Annotated in this window: 7 protein-coding genes; 1 reads left to right on the top strand and 6 read right to left on the bottom strand. The window is 28.7% G+C overall.

The window, feature by feature from the left end; all coding sequences use genetic code 11:
* Positions 1–2: 2 nt before the first annotated feature.
* The 3 genes from MRZ80_RS03140 to rqcH all read right to left on the bottom strand — a co-directional run bounded on the left by MRZ80_RS03140 (position 3) and on the right by rqcH (position 8,294).
* Positions 3–4,910 (bottom strand): glycosyltransferase, encoded by a 4,908-nt coding sequence (locus tag MRZ80_RS03140; protein WP_292536093.1) that lies wholly within the window; start codon positions 4,908–4,910, stop codon positions 3–5.
* A gap of 180 nt (positions 4,911–5,090) precedes the next feature.
* Positions 5,091–5,999, bottom strand: a complete 909-nt coding sequence (locus tag MRZ80_RS03135) for a cation diffusion facilitator family transporter (RefSeq protein WP_292536091.1) — start codon at positions 5,997–5,999, stop codon at positions 5,091–5,093.
* Positions 6,000–6,263: 264 nt separating this feature from the next.
* Positions 6,264–8,294 carry a ribosome rescue protein RqcH gene (gene rqcH / locus MRZ80_RS03130; RefSeq protein ID WP_292536089.1) on the bottom strand — a complete coding sequence of 677 codons (2,031 nt, stop codon included), beginning with the start codon at positions 8,292–8,294 and terminating at the stop codon, positions 6,264–6,266.
* 180 nt (positions 8,295–8,474) lie between these two features.
* On the opposite strand from rqcH, the gene MRZ80_RS03125 reads away from it, so the two are divergent.
* Positions 8,475–8,954 carry a hypothetical protein gene (locus tag MRZ80_RS03125; RefSeq protein WP_292536088.1) on the top strand — a complete coding sequence of 160 codons (480 nt, stop codon included), beginning with the start codon at positions 8,475–8,477 and terminating at the stop codon, positions 8,952–8,954.
* Between the two features lie 157 nt (positions 8,955–9,111).
* On the opposite strand, the gene MRZ80_RS03120 is transcribed toward MRZ80_RS03125, so the two are convergent.
* The 3 genes from MRZ80_RS03120 to MRZ80_RS03110 form a co-directional block, all read right to left on the bottom strand.
* Complete coding sequence (locus MRZ80_RS03120) at positions 9,112–13,020, bottom strand: right-handed parallel beta-helix repeat-containing protein (protein ID WP_292536087.1); 3,909 nt, start codon at positions 13,018–13,020, stop codon at positions 9,112–9,114.
* 477 nt (positions 13,021–13,497) lie between these two features.
* Positions 13,498–16,410 carry a hypothetical protein gene (locus MRZ80_RS03115; RefSeq protein WP_292536085.1) on the bottom strand — a complete coding sequence of 971 codons (2,913 nt, stop codon included), beginning with the start codon at positions 16,408–16,410 and terminating at the stop codon, positions 13,498–13,500.
* Positions 16,411–16,431: 21 nt separating this feature from the next.
* Positions 16,432–17,424, bottom strand: a complete 993-nt coding sequence (locus tag MRZ80_RS03110; protein ID WP_292536083.1) for a hypothetical protein — start codon at positions 17,422–17,424, stop codon at positions 16,432–16,434.
* Between the last annotated feature and the right edge of the window lie 364 nt (positions 17,425–17,788).

Genomic DNA, 17,788 nt, shown 5'->3' with positions numbered 1-17,788 from the left:
TTCTAAAAATTTCGACCAAACTCTCCATAATCTGGTTCAATTTCATCATACATATAAAGTTTTATACTATTTTCATCAGAGGTAAGAACATATGAATTAGATGAAAGCTTACCTACTTCACTACTTAATTTCAAATCATTACTATTTTGAAGATATAATACATTTTTCATATTACTATTATAAATTCTAAGATATTCATCTGCCATCTGCCTTGTAGACTTAATTGTTATATCCTCAATAGACTTCATGATCTCTTCATATTCTGCAGGTTTATCTTTAAATGAGATAATCTGCTCATATGCCTCTTTTGGATCAGATGATATGAGATATCCTCCACCATTAGCCCTAATACGTTCACCAGGAGCACCAAGATCCTGACATAAAACAGGAACACCACTACTCCAAGCCTCAGTTAATGTATGACAGTAAGTTTCAGGCCAGATCGAGAAAATACCAATGAAATGAGGATTTATTGAATGAACAATATCATTAAATTCAGAACGTTTATAACGACCATGAACAACTCCTACTTTTTCAAAGTCATATTCTCCATATACATCACCCATAAAGTGAAGTTCAATCTTATTATCCTTATCACATTTTTTAAGATCATAGACATAATCTGCACCTTTACTTATACTAATATTACCAGGTACAACTATACGTATAGGATCATCATTTTCTATATCTGTTGTTATTTCAATATTATCTGGTATTTTAAGATCTCGTCCATGTTCAATGATATGGAATGGCTTCTCTTTAAGTTGTGGATATATTCGTGTATAGATATCATATGCTGATTTTGATGTTGTTATAAATTCTGAACAGTTCTCAAACATCTCAGAGACAAGTTCATGCCATGTTTCATTAAATCTTTTAGCAACAGGAACACCAAGACCTAACATAACACTACATTGACCTTCATCTGGATCTTCTGTTGTCATTGGTGTACATATACCATTACAATATTTACCTTTATCATCTATAAGATTATGTGATGGGCATACAAAGTAGAAATCATGGAATGATAAAAGAACTTTAATTCCCATTAAATTTGCAACTCTTGGAAGATCAAATGTATGACGTACAAGATGACGTGTATGAACTAAGTCAATATTTAATTGTTTTAGGACATTAAAGTATATTAATTCAAATTCAGGATTTGATGCTTCAGCTATTGTGTATTTTGATTTGAAATCCCATTGTTCAATTTGCTTTAGATGTTTTTCAAACTCTCTATCATTTTCAATTCCACCATCATCTACAGATACTTTCTGATACTTAAATAGTTTCATATCTCGACGACTTGCAGTTAGAAGATAAATATTATATTCATCAGATACATGTTGCATTAAATCTACTGATGTATAGAGTGTTCCACCTTTTCCTTCATGCATTACATATAACAGATTTTTAGTATCATAATCTTCTATATTTTCAGGCTTTAATGCATCTGAAATATCTGCACGAATTTGAGCATATTTTTCATCATTAACAAGTTGTGTAATTTTAGCTTTATATGTTGGATGTTTTGCATCAAGATATTGTCTGTTTTTTTCCATTAGTTTAAGTTTTTCTTCACCAAATGAACTACTATGATTATGGAATATGTATGTTGTTGTATCTATAACATTTCTATATCCAGCATTTAATGCACGCATTGAGAAATCATTTTCCTCACAATATCCACGTCCAAAGTTAAGATCAAAAAGACCTACTTTATCAATAACTTCACGTTTAATAAACATACAAAATCCATTAGCTGTCGGTGTATCAATTGAATCAGAGCTGAGTTTTTCTATGATATTTGCTGTTGATTTAAGTCCAACTTCAGGTGCAATACAATTTGAATAATTCATAACAGGTACAGAAAATGCACCAGCCTTATTTGAAACAGGTGTTACTGTTGCAATATCACTACTTTCATATGCACAACATTTAAGTTTCATAAGCCATTTTTCTGTAACAATAGTATCACTATTTAGAAGTAATACATCATTATCATCATATTGTAATCCAATATTTACATTTTTTACAAAGCCCTTATTTACTGGATTTGATATAACATGAATATTTTCATATCTTTCCTCGAAGTCACGAAGCATTGGTTCAATACGTTCATCAGGACTATTATCATTAATAAGTAATAGTTCATATGGTAGTTTTGTATTTCTTATCACAGATTTTATACATTTTTGTGTATCATCATATGCATTATATATTGGGATGATAATTGTTGTTGGCTCTTGTAGCTTTGTAAGTATTTGATCTTTAGTTTCATTATCATAACGTAAATGTCTAAGTTTTCCATCAAACTTCTTATTTTTTGTATGTCCAAGTCTTTCAAAGTACTCATTTTTAAAGTAGTAAAGATCACTAAGATCAAATTTAAAGTTATGTTTCCAACATGCATAGTTGAAACTTAACTGGTCACGGTAGCTGTAATTTTTAACTTCATCATACCATGTATTCATTACATCAATAAGTTCACTATCTTTATGTTCACGGAAGAGTATTCCACTTGCAACTAGACCATTATGATAAGGATATCCTTCTTCTTTATACCTGTTAATCTGGTTTTCAATTTTTTCTATTGAATCTTTATTTTGATCTATACATGCTTGAGCTTCTCTATATATACAACGTCTTTCTTCATGTTCTATTGCAAGTAATTTGTTATTTTTATAGTATTTTTTAACATAATCTTTAAGAGATCCGATAGTGTTAAAGTTTCCATCTATCCAAAAGCTACAATCATATTCTGGTAAGTATTTATGTGGAAGTATTTTACATTTACGTGCTTTTCTGATATTGTCAAGATCATCTGAATCTGTAATATATCGTACTTCCCAGAAGTCAGATTTAAAGTCTTCATTATCTGTGAAACATATGTAGTCAAAGTCTTCTTCAACAACAGATGGTATTATAACATCATCATATCCACCTGTTACTGCTGTATATACTGCTACTTTTTTGTCTTTGAAGCTAAATTCATTTTTCTTATCTTCAACTATCTCATCTAGTGATTTAATAGGATTAAGTTTTTTCTCAATTAAACTTAGTAAATCTTCATGATACATTCCTTCATTAATTGTTTTAATTTCTAGTGGTTTTGCATATTTAATAAATTCATTTAAATTACTAAATTCATAACTAAGATAGTACTTAAATTGTCTTATAAACATTAGGTCATATCTCTGATTTACCAGTATATTAAAGTAAGATCTTTGTGCATCTAATTTACTTTTCTGCATTAATTTATTTGAGTATATTGGTGTGAATTTTGAGATTCCATCATATATAAATAATGCCATTCCCTCTTTATCTAATGCTAAAATATGTGTATCATATTTTTCAGCTATTTTGTAGAATTCATCTGTTATGACAGGTTGGCTGTCTTTCATTTCTGTAACAAAAAGTATTTTTTCTCCATTAGAATATGGCATTACATTCTTTTTTATCTTCTCTAGTGTATCTTGTAGGTGTGGTGTTTTAACAAAATTATCCCACATGTCATATACTTCTGGGTATCTTTGTTGTATTATTTTCTTGTTTCGTGCTTTGTAGTAGTTTGATTTTTCTGATGTGAATGATGCATGGCGTCTGTGGTATATGAATACATCTAGTACTCGTATGTTTTTCCATCCTGCCTTATGTGCTCGGCTTGTGAAGTCTGTTTCTTCTCCATATCCTTTTTCAAAGATTGTATCAAACATTCCTAGTTTTCTTATTGCTCCTCTTTTTACATATAAACAAAATCCATTTCCTGTTGGACTTTCAAGGTATGAGTCATAGTCTATTTTTGATACCTGATATGCATTTTTATTTAAAAAGAGTTGATCTTTACTCTCACCAAGTGATGGTACACTTATGTCTGATGCACTTGATAGTGGTGTTGCTGTTGCTATTGTTGAGTCACTATATGCTGCTGTTACCATTTTTGATAGCCAGCGTGGTGTTACTATTGTATCACTATTTAGTAGTACAACATCGTTGTCTGCTGCAAGTACCATCCCCTTGTTTACATTTTTTACAAATCCCTGATTTTCTTCGTTGTGGATTATGCGTACATTTTCAATTCCTTCGAGGGAATCAAGTAGTGGTTTTATGCGTTCATCAGGGCTTGCATCGTTTATTATGATAAGTTCATAGTTTGCATCAGTATTTAGTAGTACACTACGGATACAGTCACATGTTTCTTCATATGCATTATATACTGGTATTATTATTGATACCTTTTTTTCTAGGTGTTCTAGTATGTCTTTTACTGTTCCTCTTGGATATCTTTTCTTTGATATGAGTCCTGTTTGTTTGTCAAATTCATTGATAACTTTTTTATCTGTTATTTTATCTCCATATTTTATGTAGTGATATAGTGGGTTTGTCATTAGTTTGTCTGTTTTATGTTCAAGCAAGTATTTTTGTGTGTTGAAGTTTTTTGATGGGTTATATCCCATTTGTGCTCCTTTTAGTATGTAGTGTACTATTGGGTCGTATCCTTCAAGGTCTATGTTTCCATTGTGTTTTAGGTAGTAGTTTATGTCAAATAGTGGGGAATTAAATATTGTATCATAGTACTTTTTTACTTCTGCTTTGTTTGGTATGTCTAGTTTTTTAAAGTCTACTGGTGCATATCTGTATAGTCTGTCTTCATATTGTCCAAAAAGCAGGTAGTGCATGAGTGGTTCTATGTTGCTTTTTTTCACGTCTTCATAGTGGTTTTTGTACCATCCTGGGTGGAAGTATTGGCTTGGACATCTTAGTTGTGTTCTGTTGTTTTCTATGTAGTATTTTGCTGCATCCTCACCTATTGGTAGGTCTTGGTTGTGTTTGCGGTAGTAGTCTTCATTGAAGAGTTTTGTATCTTTTAGTATATGTGATAGTTTTGTGTAATTTTCATCTTGATTCATATTTTTTTATTCCCCTTTATTAAATTATTTGAAAAGTTATCCTAAATTTGAATAGTATTATTATATTTGTTTAATATTTCTATTAAAATTTTAAGATTTAATGTAAAAAAATAGTGAATTTATAGGTATTGAAAATTTTAAAAAAAGGTATAATAAGGGGGATTATGTATAGTACACACTTTATTCGTAGTGTATTTCATCTTTTAGTCCTTCTTCTGATTCAAGGTGTACTACGATGTCTTTTATTTCTGGTATTTTATCTTTTATATTTTTCTGGCATTTGCATACTATGTTATATGCATCTTTTAGTGGTAGACTTCCACATATTACAAGATGCATGTCAAGATATACCATTGCTGGTGTTCCTCTTGTTCTTATGTTGTGTACATTGATGATTTCATCTTCTTCATAGATTATGTTTCTGATCTGGTTTTCATCTAGTACTGATTTGTCCATTAGTATGTTTATGTTGTCTTTTAGTATTTCTAGTCCTGTTTTTAGGATTATTATTGCCATTACTATTGATAGTATTGGGTCAAGTATTGGAAATCCTAGTTTTATAAATACCATTCCTATTAGTATCATTAATGTTGCATATATGTCTGATTTTGTATGTTTACTATCTGATATTAGTAGGTCACTTTTTAGTTCTACTCCTTTTTTGTATTCATAACGTGTGACAAATACATTAATTAGTAGTGTTATGATTAGTACTATGAAGCTTATTAGTGTTATGTTTGGTATTCCTACTCCATAGAATCTGTCTATTGCTGATTTTACAATTCCTGCTGATACTATTAGTAGTAGTATTGCTATAAATATTGATGCAAATGTTTCAGCTTTTGAATGTCCATACTGGTGTTCTTTATCTTCTGGTTTTCTTGCAATTACTAGTGCTATTATTCCTGTTATGTTTGATATTCCATCAAAGAAGGAGTCATATCCATCTGACATCATACTTAGTATGTTAAATACTGCTCCTGTTATTATTTTTGCTGCTGCTACTATTAGGTTAAGTATTAAAATTAAAATCAGAATTTTGTTTACTTCATTGTAGTATCCATCTTTTTCATTGTTTTGATTTATCAACTTTGCTGATCCCTCCATTGATAATTTTTTAAGTATGTTTCTGTTTTATATATTTATTATATAGGGGCTTTATAAGTGTCTTTTTTTAAGTATGCTTAAATTTATATTTTAGTTGGAGTTTTTTAAAATTATACATGCTTTTTTAGTTAATTTAATTTGAAATTTAGGTTCTATTAAAAATATAACTCCGTTAAAATTAAGTTATGCCTAAAAATTATCATGAAAAGTAATAGAAAAAATAGAAAAAAAAATAAAATAGGGTGGTTAATATTTACGTAAGTATTTCTGTTCATATTCACGTTCATCTAAAATATCACACTTACCACTAGGTAGACAACGTACAACATCATCTAGCATAAATTTATGTTCAGGATCAATAATATGAAGAATTTCCTTAGATATTGCCTCTTTTTTGGTAAATCCTGGCTTAATAATTACATAATTTGCACACATCACCTTTATACATTCAACAGGACCTGCCATTACATGTTCATTACCATCATATTGAACAATTCCAATAGCAATGAGTAGTGGAACATTACGTACATAGTTACGTTTTCCACGAATAATAAATGATCCTTTCTTTATGAACTCTCCACTTTGAGGAGTTTTAGATACCTGATCCATACCTACCCAGTATACATCATATGATGAAAAGCCATCATTCCATGCACTACTATAGCTTCCAGCAAGACATGCAGCATCATAGAGTGTAGTTTCTGGAATTTCACCACCCTGGGTGTTTTGTATAACTGTTGATGGAGCACCATGAATATCACAGTGGAAGTAAATATCATTATTTGTTGAATGCTTATTTACAACCTGTTCATTACTTATTGCATCACGTCCTGCAAGAATCATGTAGCCATCACGACTAATACACCAGCGGAACTTTTCAAACCATTTAAGTTTACGTTTCTGGTTACGTTTTTTCTGTGTTTCTTCAAGTTTTTCAATTGCAACAGACTTCTTCTTTTGAAGCTTTTCAATTTCAGCTTCTGTATTTGCAATTGCCGTATTTACACCACTAATTTTACCTTTAGCCTTTTTTGCCTTATTATAGTATATGGCAGCACTCTCAGCAATTGGAATATTTGCATCAACATCAAATACTACATCATCATATTTTAGTGTTAAAACACCCATCTTACTTACAGATTCAATATGTTCAAGCTCTGCAATACCATTTTCCTTATCTTTTTTAGATTTTTTAATGATTGATGCAATTTCCTGCCAGGAATGATTAGAACGTGCCTGGTTAATAATAGCAAGTATTGATTCAATATCACTATAGTATGCATAGATCATATTTCCACGTTTCTGTGATTTTTCAATGGTATCATAAAATCCCTGCTTGGTTTCTTGTTGCATTTTAAGTCTTTTTTCAAACTTACCAATACGTTTTGCCCATGCTTTTTCTTCCTCTGATTTTATATCCTTATTTATCTGTTTGCTGTAAAATTCATCAGCTGCCTTGTTAAATGTGTCAAATGTAACACTTCTAAAGTCTGCGTATTTATTTAGGTTTATTGCAACAAAATCCTTATTTTTAGAGTTATCATCATTTGATTCTTTGATGATTTGTGCATTAAAATCATCTTCTATTTTATTAAATAATGTAGCAACAGCATCACTTAACTGTTTAATCTGTGCATCTGTAAGTTCATTTGCCATGGCATTCTTGTCAAGATCTGTGTATGTTATAATTTCTTCTGCATATAGTCCTCCAAGACCATTTGTTGCAAGAGTACGTACAATATCACGGTCAGATTCCATACAAATACTTTTTATTTCATCAAAGTTTGTATCACTTATAATAATACCCTTTTCTGGTGGATATTTATATTGCTGGTGTGCTGTTATTTTACGATCCTGCCATTGTTTATGTTTAAGTGGTGAGATAATATTCTTATCACCATCAAGAAGAATTACATTTCCTTTACTGAAAAGCTCAACAATAATGGTGTACTGTGTATCCTTCTTTTTAATGTTTATTTCTACAATTCTATCAAAATCATGCTGTTTTATTGATGTTATTATTCCACCACTAAGATGTTTTCTTAGAAGCATTGGAAAGTTTGGTGGAATTGTAGGATTTGGCTGAGGATAGTCTGTAAGATGTATACGTACACCTGCTTGCATTAGTAGGTCAACTCTTCCTTCTCCTGGTTTTCTGAGTTTTATACGTATTGTATCATATGATGGCTGATATGCCTTATCAACACGTGCTCCTGTAATTTGTTCATTTAATTCCTTAACTATTGTGTATATATCTACATTTGACATTGACTTCATAATTAATCACTTAAAAAAAAATAATAAATAAAATAATATGCTTTTTCTGTTTTTTCGTTTGTATTGTATTTCTATTATAATACATCTATAAAACATTATTAATTAAAGTAATTTAAATTTAGAAAAATAAATGATAATACTAGATAAAGTAATTAAAAAAATTAGATGAGGATATTATATATGAAAACAAAGAAGCTTGAAGTTCTAGAAATTGATGACATACTAAATGCTAGTAATGAAAACTTAAATAAAAACACAAATCACTACCTTAAAATGGTACTTTTTAATATAAGAGTAGTATTTAGACACAACAAAGATGAAATAGATTCACTCATCGATGCATACTATGAAGTTGAAGACATGCTATGTAGATGTAGGTGTGGTATTTCTGAGATAAAACAGTTAATTAAAACATTAACAAATCTAATGCTAGATGATAATAAATTTAAAGGAGAACTAGTAATATATGAATCAATCAGAAACCTAATAGATGCACTCTACATAGAAGTTGAAAACCATAAAATAGATCAGCAAAAAAGCGAAAATCCAGAATATGCAAGTAGTTTAAATAAAATTGATCCTGAAATTGAAATAAATAATCCAAAAAATCCACTAGAATATGCACAAAATCTAGCAAAAACCATGCACAATGGAATCTAATACAAAATTAAATAATGAAAAAAAGAGAATGGGGGGAAGATGAGAAGTTAGGGGGAAAGAACTTTTTCTTATTTTGAAATTTTAATTAATTAGAAATTTTAATTTTTATCATCACCACTTTTCATCCAATTCCACCCTCTTTCCTTTTTTTAAGATTTTATTCAACAGTGAGTGGTACTTCCACAACTTTCTTATTATAGACTGTATTTTCTCCTATTACTAGTGTTATTTTATGATTTCCAGATTTTAGTGTTTGTGTATCAATTGTTTTATTGATGAGTCCTGATGTAATTTCTACTCCACTTAGTTGTGTTTTTCCATCGACTTTTATTGATATTTTTGATGTTCTTGCTATTTTTTGTCCATAAATATCTTCAAGTAGTGTAGTGATTGTTGTATTTGATCCTTTTGTTATTGTTATTGGTTTTATTGTTGGATCTGCAAGATCTGTTTTTTGTGCTTTAAATGTTATGCTTGCTGCTGATCTTTCATATCCAATTGCTGAGTGTACTAGTTCTATTTTGTAGTTTCGATTTATTGTTACAGGTAGTTTATATGTTGCATCAACTACTCCATTTCTTACTTCGAAAAATACTGGTTTTAAGTTTTCATCAAGTTGTGTTTTTCCATTAATTTTAAAGAGAACACGTCCATCTATAGGATTGCCTTCCATGTCTTTTATTAGTGCATTTACTGGTATTAGTTGTGTTGTGTGTATGTCAACTATTGGTTCAATTTCAATGTTTACTTTACGTATTTGCATGTTTATTGTTGTATTTAGTGATAGGTTATTGTATATGGAGTTTTTACCAAGGATTATTTTTAGTGTGTATGTTTTATCTGCTCTGAATCTCTCTGATGATATGTTAAATGCTAGTTGTCCATCTTTAATTTCCATTTTCTGGTAGGTTTTTCCATTAAGTTTCACTACAACTTTTGTATCTTTAATTAATTTGTTACCATTTTCATCAACTATTGGAATGTTTACTGTTATTTTTTCGAGTGTTTTAGCTGTTATTGGATTAAGTTCTCCTGTAATGTCTGTTAGAAGTACGTTGAATTTAGTTGTATTTATTGCAGTGTTGTAGTATTTATTGATGTATTTTGCTGTGATATTATGCATTCCTGCTTTGTATAAGCCGAGTAATTTATAATTATATTTTACTACTCCATTTTCAACAGGGAGTTTTATTGTTTTATTATTTGTATCTTTTAGTGTTTTTGAATTGATTAATAAAACCACATATCCACCATTTAGTGGTGTTGTATTTTCATTAACATTTACTGTTATTTCAAGTTCTTCTAGTGTTTTTGGAGTGTTTGTTATGATGTTTACTATTGCATCACGATTTTCTATTGTGAGTTTTACTGTTTTATCAAGAGGATTATATTTTTCATTTCCTTTAAATTTAAATGTTAGATCATATTTTCCTGCAAGGTATTTGTCTGTTGGAATTGTAATATCAAGTTTTGAGTCTCTTGTTGTTGTATTTAAAACAGACACATTACCTAGGAATACTTCAACGTCCATATCTTGTGTTATTATATTTCCCTGAGTGTCTACTACTTGTGTGTTTATTGTTGTATTTTGTAGTGTTTTTATTGTAATATCTTTAATTTCAGCATTAATGTCATATTTTTCTACATTGAATGCTTTTGTTGTTTCTGCATAGTTTGTATATTTATCAATATATTGAACAGTAATGTCTGATTTTCCTGCTTTTATTGTTGATGGAAGTGTGTATTCTATTGATGTTTTTCCATTATCTATACTTATTGGCTCTGAGATCTGTGTTCCATTTACAAGTACTATTATTTTTCCACGATTTACAAGACCTGTCTCATCACGTATTGTTATGTTTGCTGTAAGTTCTCCTTCTACTTTTGGTGTGTTTGTATTTATTGTGATTGTTGCTGTTCTATTTTTTATTTTAAATGTTCTTGTTGCATTTGATGGATTATATATTGGTGTCTGTTTTGATTGTATTGTGAAGTTATATTCACCTGCAATGTATTTATCTGTAGGTAGTATTATTCTGTAGATTTTACCATCAACTGTTGTTATATTATGTACTTTTACTCCATTAATAAGGAAGTCAACAGGTATCTCACCCACAATATTTTTATTGTTTATTGTTTTTATTGTAGCATCAATTATTGTAAAGTTATTTAGTGTTTTTATTGTAGTGTTATAGGAGTATATTTTTATTTGTGTATCAACAGGACTTACATCCATTATAGCATTAAAGTCATTATTCTGGGTAAAAAGTGAACTAAACTTAACATTTGCAGGAATTATACCTACATTGTAGAATGTATAGTTTATCATTACCATGTTTGTTTTTTTATCTTTTGTTGTTGTAATTGTTTTATCTTCAAGTGTAAATCTAACTTCTTTTATATCAAGATTTTCCATTTGTATAGGTGATGTTATATTTACAGGCTCTGATGCATTTGCTTTATATGTATTATTGATTGTTGTATTTGATATTGTTATGTTACTTGCTGAATTTGTATATAGATATACTGATGTTCCATTCATATCATAATTATTTATAATTGTTGAGTTGTTAATTGTAATATTACAAGACATACCTGTAAATATTGCTCCTTCACGGCTAGTTGCATTGTTATTTTCAATAATTAAACCAGTCATATTCATATTTTCACCATAAATTACAATTGCACCAGCTTTTTTTGCTCTGTTATTTTTAAATATTGAGTTAATTATTGTCATGTTATGCTCAGAGTCAATAGCTCCACCTGAACCATTTAATGCTGAGTTATTTATGAAGGTTGAGTTAATTATTGTCATATTATTATCATTTTTAACAGCTCCACCATAACCATTTAATGCTGTGTTATTTGTGAATGTTGAGTTTATAATTGTTGTATTTGTAACTAACATATGACCAAAAATTGCTCCTGCTATATCAGATGCTTTGTTTCCTGTGAAGTTTGATGAAGTTATTGTTACATTTGATTCTCGGTAGTTAAATATTGCTCCTGCCCAGTTTGCCGTATTATTTATGAAGTTTGAATTTCGAATAATGTAATTTCCATTAGGTGCTTTTATAGTTTCATTGATAATATATAATGCTCCTCCGTTACGAGCCCAGTTATTTGTGAAGTTTGAATTTTCAATAACTGCATATCCACTACTATATATTGCTCCACCTGCACCATTTGGTGCTGTTGTACAGTTGTTTATTGTTGAATTTTCAATTATGAGCTTTGATTCAATATATTGATCACTTTCATAGTATCCACTACTATATATTGCTCCTCCACTTCCATTTAGTGCATGACAATTGTCTATTTTTGAGTTGATTATTGTTAGATTTGCATCGTTTCTTATTGCTCCACCACTAAAGGATTCTGTACTTTTTGATGAACAAGTATTTTTTATAATTGTGTTATTTATTGTGGTTTCACCTTCATTATATATTGCTCCTCCACCATTAGTTGATGTTGAACGATTTATGAAGCAGTGATCTATTGTTATATTGTTAAGATATAATGTGCTTCCTTTTAGTATATGTAAGAATCTGTACTTGTCTTGTCCATTTATTGTCTGGTTGTTTCCATTGATTGTTAGTTTTTTTGTATGAGCGGCATTTCCCCATACTATTGTCTCGGTTATTTTATAGTCTCCAGGATTTAGGTTGATTACTTCCTCAAGATTTGTTGAGTTTGCCTTAATATCTTCGATTTTATTATATAATTCTTGGTAGTTATTTACTGTTGTTTCTTTTATTGTATCTTGTTTTGTTTCTTTTATGGTGTTTAGTTTAGAATTTTTCTGTGTTTGTTTTATTGTATTTTCTTTAGCATTTTTCTGGGTTTTTGTTGTTTCTTTTATATTTTCTTTTTGTGTCTTATTTTGCACAATGTCTTTTTGTGATACTTCTGCTACTGAATCGTCTAATTCAGGTGATAATTTAGCAGTTGTATCTTTTTTAATATCATTTGTAGCATTTGTATCTGCTGCATTTGCTGCTGATATTATCATTATGAAAAATATTAAGATAAATATAAAAGAAAATATTTTTTTCTTATTTATCATTATTTTTTCATCCCACTTTTTTTATTAAATTGTTAAATACTTACCATAGTTTAATTTTAATTTAAGCAAATATTTTAGAAAGTACGATTATTATAAAACTTTAATTTAGTTAGTTTTACTAAAAACTTATTTATTTCTAAAATAAAGCACTTATAATTCTTAAAAATCAACTACAATTAAATAATTTCAATAAAATAATATTTAAATATTTAAAAATAAATAAAACAAGAAAATAAGCTTTAAAAAAGTGTTTAATTATAAAGAGAAAAAATAGTATACTAAAACAAAACAAGAAAAATTATAAAAAATATTTAAAATAAAAAAATAACAAACAACACCATAAACAACAAAAAAATAACAAATCAACACAAAAAATAGATAAAAAAAATCAAATAAAAAATTAAAAACAAAAATAAAATAAAAATTGAAATAAAAAAAGTAAAAAAGGGAGATTAAAGGTGTTATATAATAAAACACCTAATTTTCAACAATAATTGGAATTTCAATCCTAGCAGATGAGTATAATGAGTTTTCACCAAGTTTAACTATTATTGTATGATTTCCAACTTTCATATTGGTTGTATTAACTTTAAGTCTAAGTTTTCCATTTACAATTGCTGTAGTTATAAATGTTTTATCATCTAATTTAACTGTCACCTTGGTTGTTGCTTTAATTTTACTTCCTGCCATGTCAAATATGTCTGAATTAATAGTGAGGTCAGATCCATACTTTACAACCATACAATCAAGTGTTTCATTATTTATTATTGATTTTGTAATTTCAAGGCTTGTTTCAGCTTCTGTGCTTTCAAAGTCACTATTTCTAAATTGTGCACATAATGTGTAGTTTCCAGATCCAAGGGTGGTTGGTAGTTTATATGAAAGTATTGCTTTTGAATCAACAACTTCAGCATAAATCACATTACCTTGTGTATCTTTTAGTGTTTTACCATTAAGTTTAAATGTTACAAATCCACCATTTACACTTTGACCATCTTCTTGTACTATTACAACTATTGGTAGTGTTTGTGTGGTTTTTGTGTTGAGTGTATTTATTTTAATATCAGCTATTCTGTTTTTGATTGTTAAATTTATGGTGCATCTTTGCTGGTTGTAGAGGCTATTTTTATCAAATATTACATCTATTGTGTGTTGTTTTGCTTTTTGTGTTGATGTGTTAAGTTCAAGGTTTAATATTCCATCTGTTGTTTTAGTTTGAATAAATGTTTTATTGTTAAGTTTAATTACAACTTTAACATCTTTAACTATAGTATTTCCATTAGTATCTCTGAGTGTTATGTCAATTATTGTATTTTCACCTTTTCTTATTTCAACTGGTTCAACAATTATATCTTCCATGTCAACTCTTGTAATTTGTGTATTATTTACTGTTTTTATATTACTGTTGTAGTAGTTTTTATCAGAATATAGTGCTGTTATATTGTAGAGTCCTTGTCCTATACTTTCAGGTAGTGTGTAGTTAAGTTGTGCAACACCACTATTTACTGCTACTTTTATTGTATTTCCATTTGTATCTTTTAGTGTACATCCATTGATTTTAAATGTTACAACACCACATTCAACAGATTTCATAGCACTGTAGATTGTTGTATTTATTTGAAGTACACCGAGTACTTTGGGATTGTTGTGTGCTATTGTTATATCTACATCACGACGTGTTATATTAAATTGTGTCATAAATACTTTCATGTTATATGCTACATTTTTAAGTACTATTGTTGTATTATATGTTGCTGCTTTTAGTGTATTTGTTGGAATTTCAATAGTTAAATTACCACCAGTGATTGTCACATTAAGTACTGATTTGTTGCCTATTAGTACTTCAATATTTGAGGTTCCTTTTAGTTCATCTCCATTTACATCAAGAAGTATTTCATTGATTTTAATGTTCTCTAGTGTTTTTATTTCACCTATTATGATTTCATGGTCTGCTACATCAACAGGTGTTATGTTTATTTTGGTCATGTCTTGTGCTGCTTCAAAGTTAGGTGATGTAATTGCAGCTTTTAGTGTATATTCACCAGCTGGAATGGTTCCATTAAGGTCATAGTTTAGTGTTGATTGTGTATCTATGATGTCTGCATATATTGTTGTAATAACATCGGATTTATTAAGTATTGTAAATGCTATTTTTCCATCAAGTTCTGATGGTGATATTATCTGTACTGTTGCTTTGAGAGTGTCAAGTGTTGTTATATTTTTATTTGCTACATCAAGTAGTAGTATTGCATTTGATTTCTGGATATATACTTTAGCCATAAACTCTTTTGCATCATACATGTCATTTTCTTTGATATTTACTATGATGTCATATCCATCAGATTCATTACCTGTTGCTGGTATGTCATTTGGTATTTTTATTGTAAGTTTTCCACTTCTAAATGTTGTATTAAGCTGTCGTTCTACTCCATTTATAATTATCTTTGCATCACAATCTATACTTCCTGCAACTTTTGCTCCATTTGATGTAAGATTTACTTTTATTGTTGATGATGTTGAATATGTCACAGTTTTTGTTTCAATAGTTGGTGTGTCAATCACATTTCTTGTTGCTATTTTTGTTTTATTTGTCTTCATGTTGTAGTAGTCACTTGTATATTCTACACTTATATCATAGTTTCCTGCCCATAGAATATCTGTGTAATTAAGTACTGCTACTCCATTTTCATCTACATTTACACTACCAACTACACTACCATCAACTTTAAATATTACACGTCCTGAATTTATGGTATTATTATTCTCATTATATGTTGTGGTTGTAATTATGATTGGCTGTTTATTTACATTATCAACTCTAAGATCAATTCTGTCTATTTCACGTTTTATCATGTTTAGTATGGTTGTCTCAACTTTTACATTTGAAGTGTCAGGATTTGCAATTACTGCTATTATATACATTCCAGATTTAAGATTTGATGTATCTATAGTTTCATTAATAATACCATTTTTTACTGTTGAATTATAATATCTTCCATTTAGTTGTATTATAACAGGTACATCATCACCTACAAGTATTCCATTATTTGTTATGTTTCCTTTTAGTGTAATATTGTTAAATACTGGTGTGTCATCTATTGTGTTAAGATTTATCGCGTCAATTTCTACTTCAACTTTAACAACTAATGTTATTGTATTATTTTCAGGTAGTATTGGTGATGTAACTTGTATTGTTTTTCTTCCTGCTGTGTTATATGTATAGTCAATATATGATCCATCATCTGAATTTATAGCTGTGATGTTACTACCGTCAACTGTGAAGATTACCTCATCTGTTTCATCTATTCTATTTACTGGTGAATAGATACGTATTTGTTGTTTTGTCTTTGATGTGTAGGTATTTGATATTATATTATTTTTACATACCATGCTACTATCTGCTGTGTTATCTTATACTATGCTAGAATTTTCTTTATCATAGTTATCACTTAGTATACATCCATCAACTAGTAGACTTCCACTATTGTATACTACAGATGCTTTATTTTTTGCATTGTTATTTGTAAAATTTGAGTGTATAATATTTAAATTTCCTATTTTGTTATATAATACTCCACCATCTACTGTTGCATTATTATCAAAGAAGTATAATTGGATAATATTCATAGTACCATTATTTGAATTTAGAAGGGCTCCACCATTATCTGCAATGTTACTGATGAAGTTTGAATCTATAATATTTGTCATTCCACCATCATTATATACACCTGCAGCTGTTTTTGCTGTGTTGTCTTTAAATAAGGTATTTGTAATACTAGCATTTGCCTTGTTATATATTGATGCTCCACTATTAGTTGCATGGTTGTCTGTAAGGTTTGAATTTCTAAGAACTAAAAATCCTTCATTATATACAACCCCGCCACTTGTTGCATTGTTGTTTTTGAAGTTTGAGTTAATAATTGTTAAATTACCACTTGATTTAAATACTGAACCACTACAGTTTTCTAATATGATATTGTAGATATTAAGTGTGTAATTATTTGATATACTCATAAACTGGTATTGTCTTTGTCCATCAACTTTTATATTGTTTCCATTAATTGTAAGTGTTTTTGTTGTATGTGTTGTATTTCCCCAGTTTATTGTCTTTGTAATATTATAGTTTCCAGCATTAAGGTTAATAGTTTGTGATGTTTCATTTGAATTTGTTTTTATATCCTCTATTGTATCATATAATTCATCAAAACTTGATACATTACGTGTTTGTTCTTTTTTTATATTTTTTTGCATCTTTATGTTTTCATCTACTTTTATATCTGGCTGTGATACAACAGCTGTTACTACTTCACTACTTTTATGTGACAATTGAGTATTATTGCCTGTATCATCTATTTGTGCTGCATTTACAGTTGTTATTGCCAGAAAAAATAATAAAATAAACATAAAAGGGATTAATTTACTTCTTTGTATCATGTTAATCATTTATTCATATCTATTAAATTAATTAGTTCAATATTAAACTTATTATAGTTGTAATGTTTATTATTCTTAATTAATTATAGGTTATCATAATAAAAGAGCTAAATTGAAGCTTAATTGCCTTAAATATAGTAGAATCTAAAGAAAACTAGTGTAACATATTTACTTTCACACACTTTCTAGAAAATGCACTTAACTTTATTTTTTATAATTTAATCTTACTAATTTCTATATAAAATATAAATTAATAGTTATATCATATATAATATTATAATATCTTAAATTTAGTTAAAATAATTGTTTTATTTTAGTTATTTAAAAATTTATT

Source organism: Methanosphaera sp., assembly GCF_022768985.1.
Lineage (GTDB): Archaea > Methanobacteriota > Methanobacteria > Methanobacteriales > Methanobacteriaceae > Methanosphaera.
Note: the sequence above shows the minus strand (reverse complement) of the source record. Positions and strands in the feature narration are given on the sequence as shown.

What these genes read in the sequence shown, in the direction of transcription:
- rqcH (WP_292536089.1), bottom strand. Translation starts at nt 8,294, where the DNA reads ATGAAGTCAATGTCAAATGTAGATATATACACAATAGTTAAGGAATTA.
- MRZ80_RS03115 (WP_292536085.1), bottom strand. Translation starts at nt 16,410, where the DNA reads ATGGTATGTAAAAATAATATAATATCAAATACCTACACATCAAAGACA.
- MRZ80_RS03110 (WP_292536083.1), bottom strand. Translation starts at nt 17,424, where the DNA reads ATGTTTATTTTATTATTTTTTCTGGCAATAACAACTGTAAATGCAGCA.
- MRZ80_RS03125 (WP_292536088.1), top strand. Translation starts at nt 8,475, where the DNA reads ATGAAAACAAAGAAGCTTGAAGTTCTAGAAATTGATGACATACTAAAT.
- MRZ80_RS03120 (WP_292536087.1), bottom strand. Translation starts at nt 13,020, where the DNA reads ATGATAAATAAGAAAAAAATATTTTCTTTTATATTTATCTTAATATTT.
- MRZ80_RS03140 (WP_292536093.1), bottom strand. Translation starts at nt 4,910, where the DNA reads ATGAATCAAGATGAAAATTACACAAAACTATCACATATACTAAAAGAT.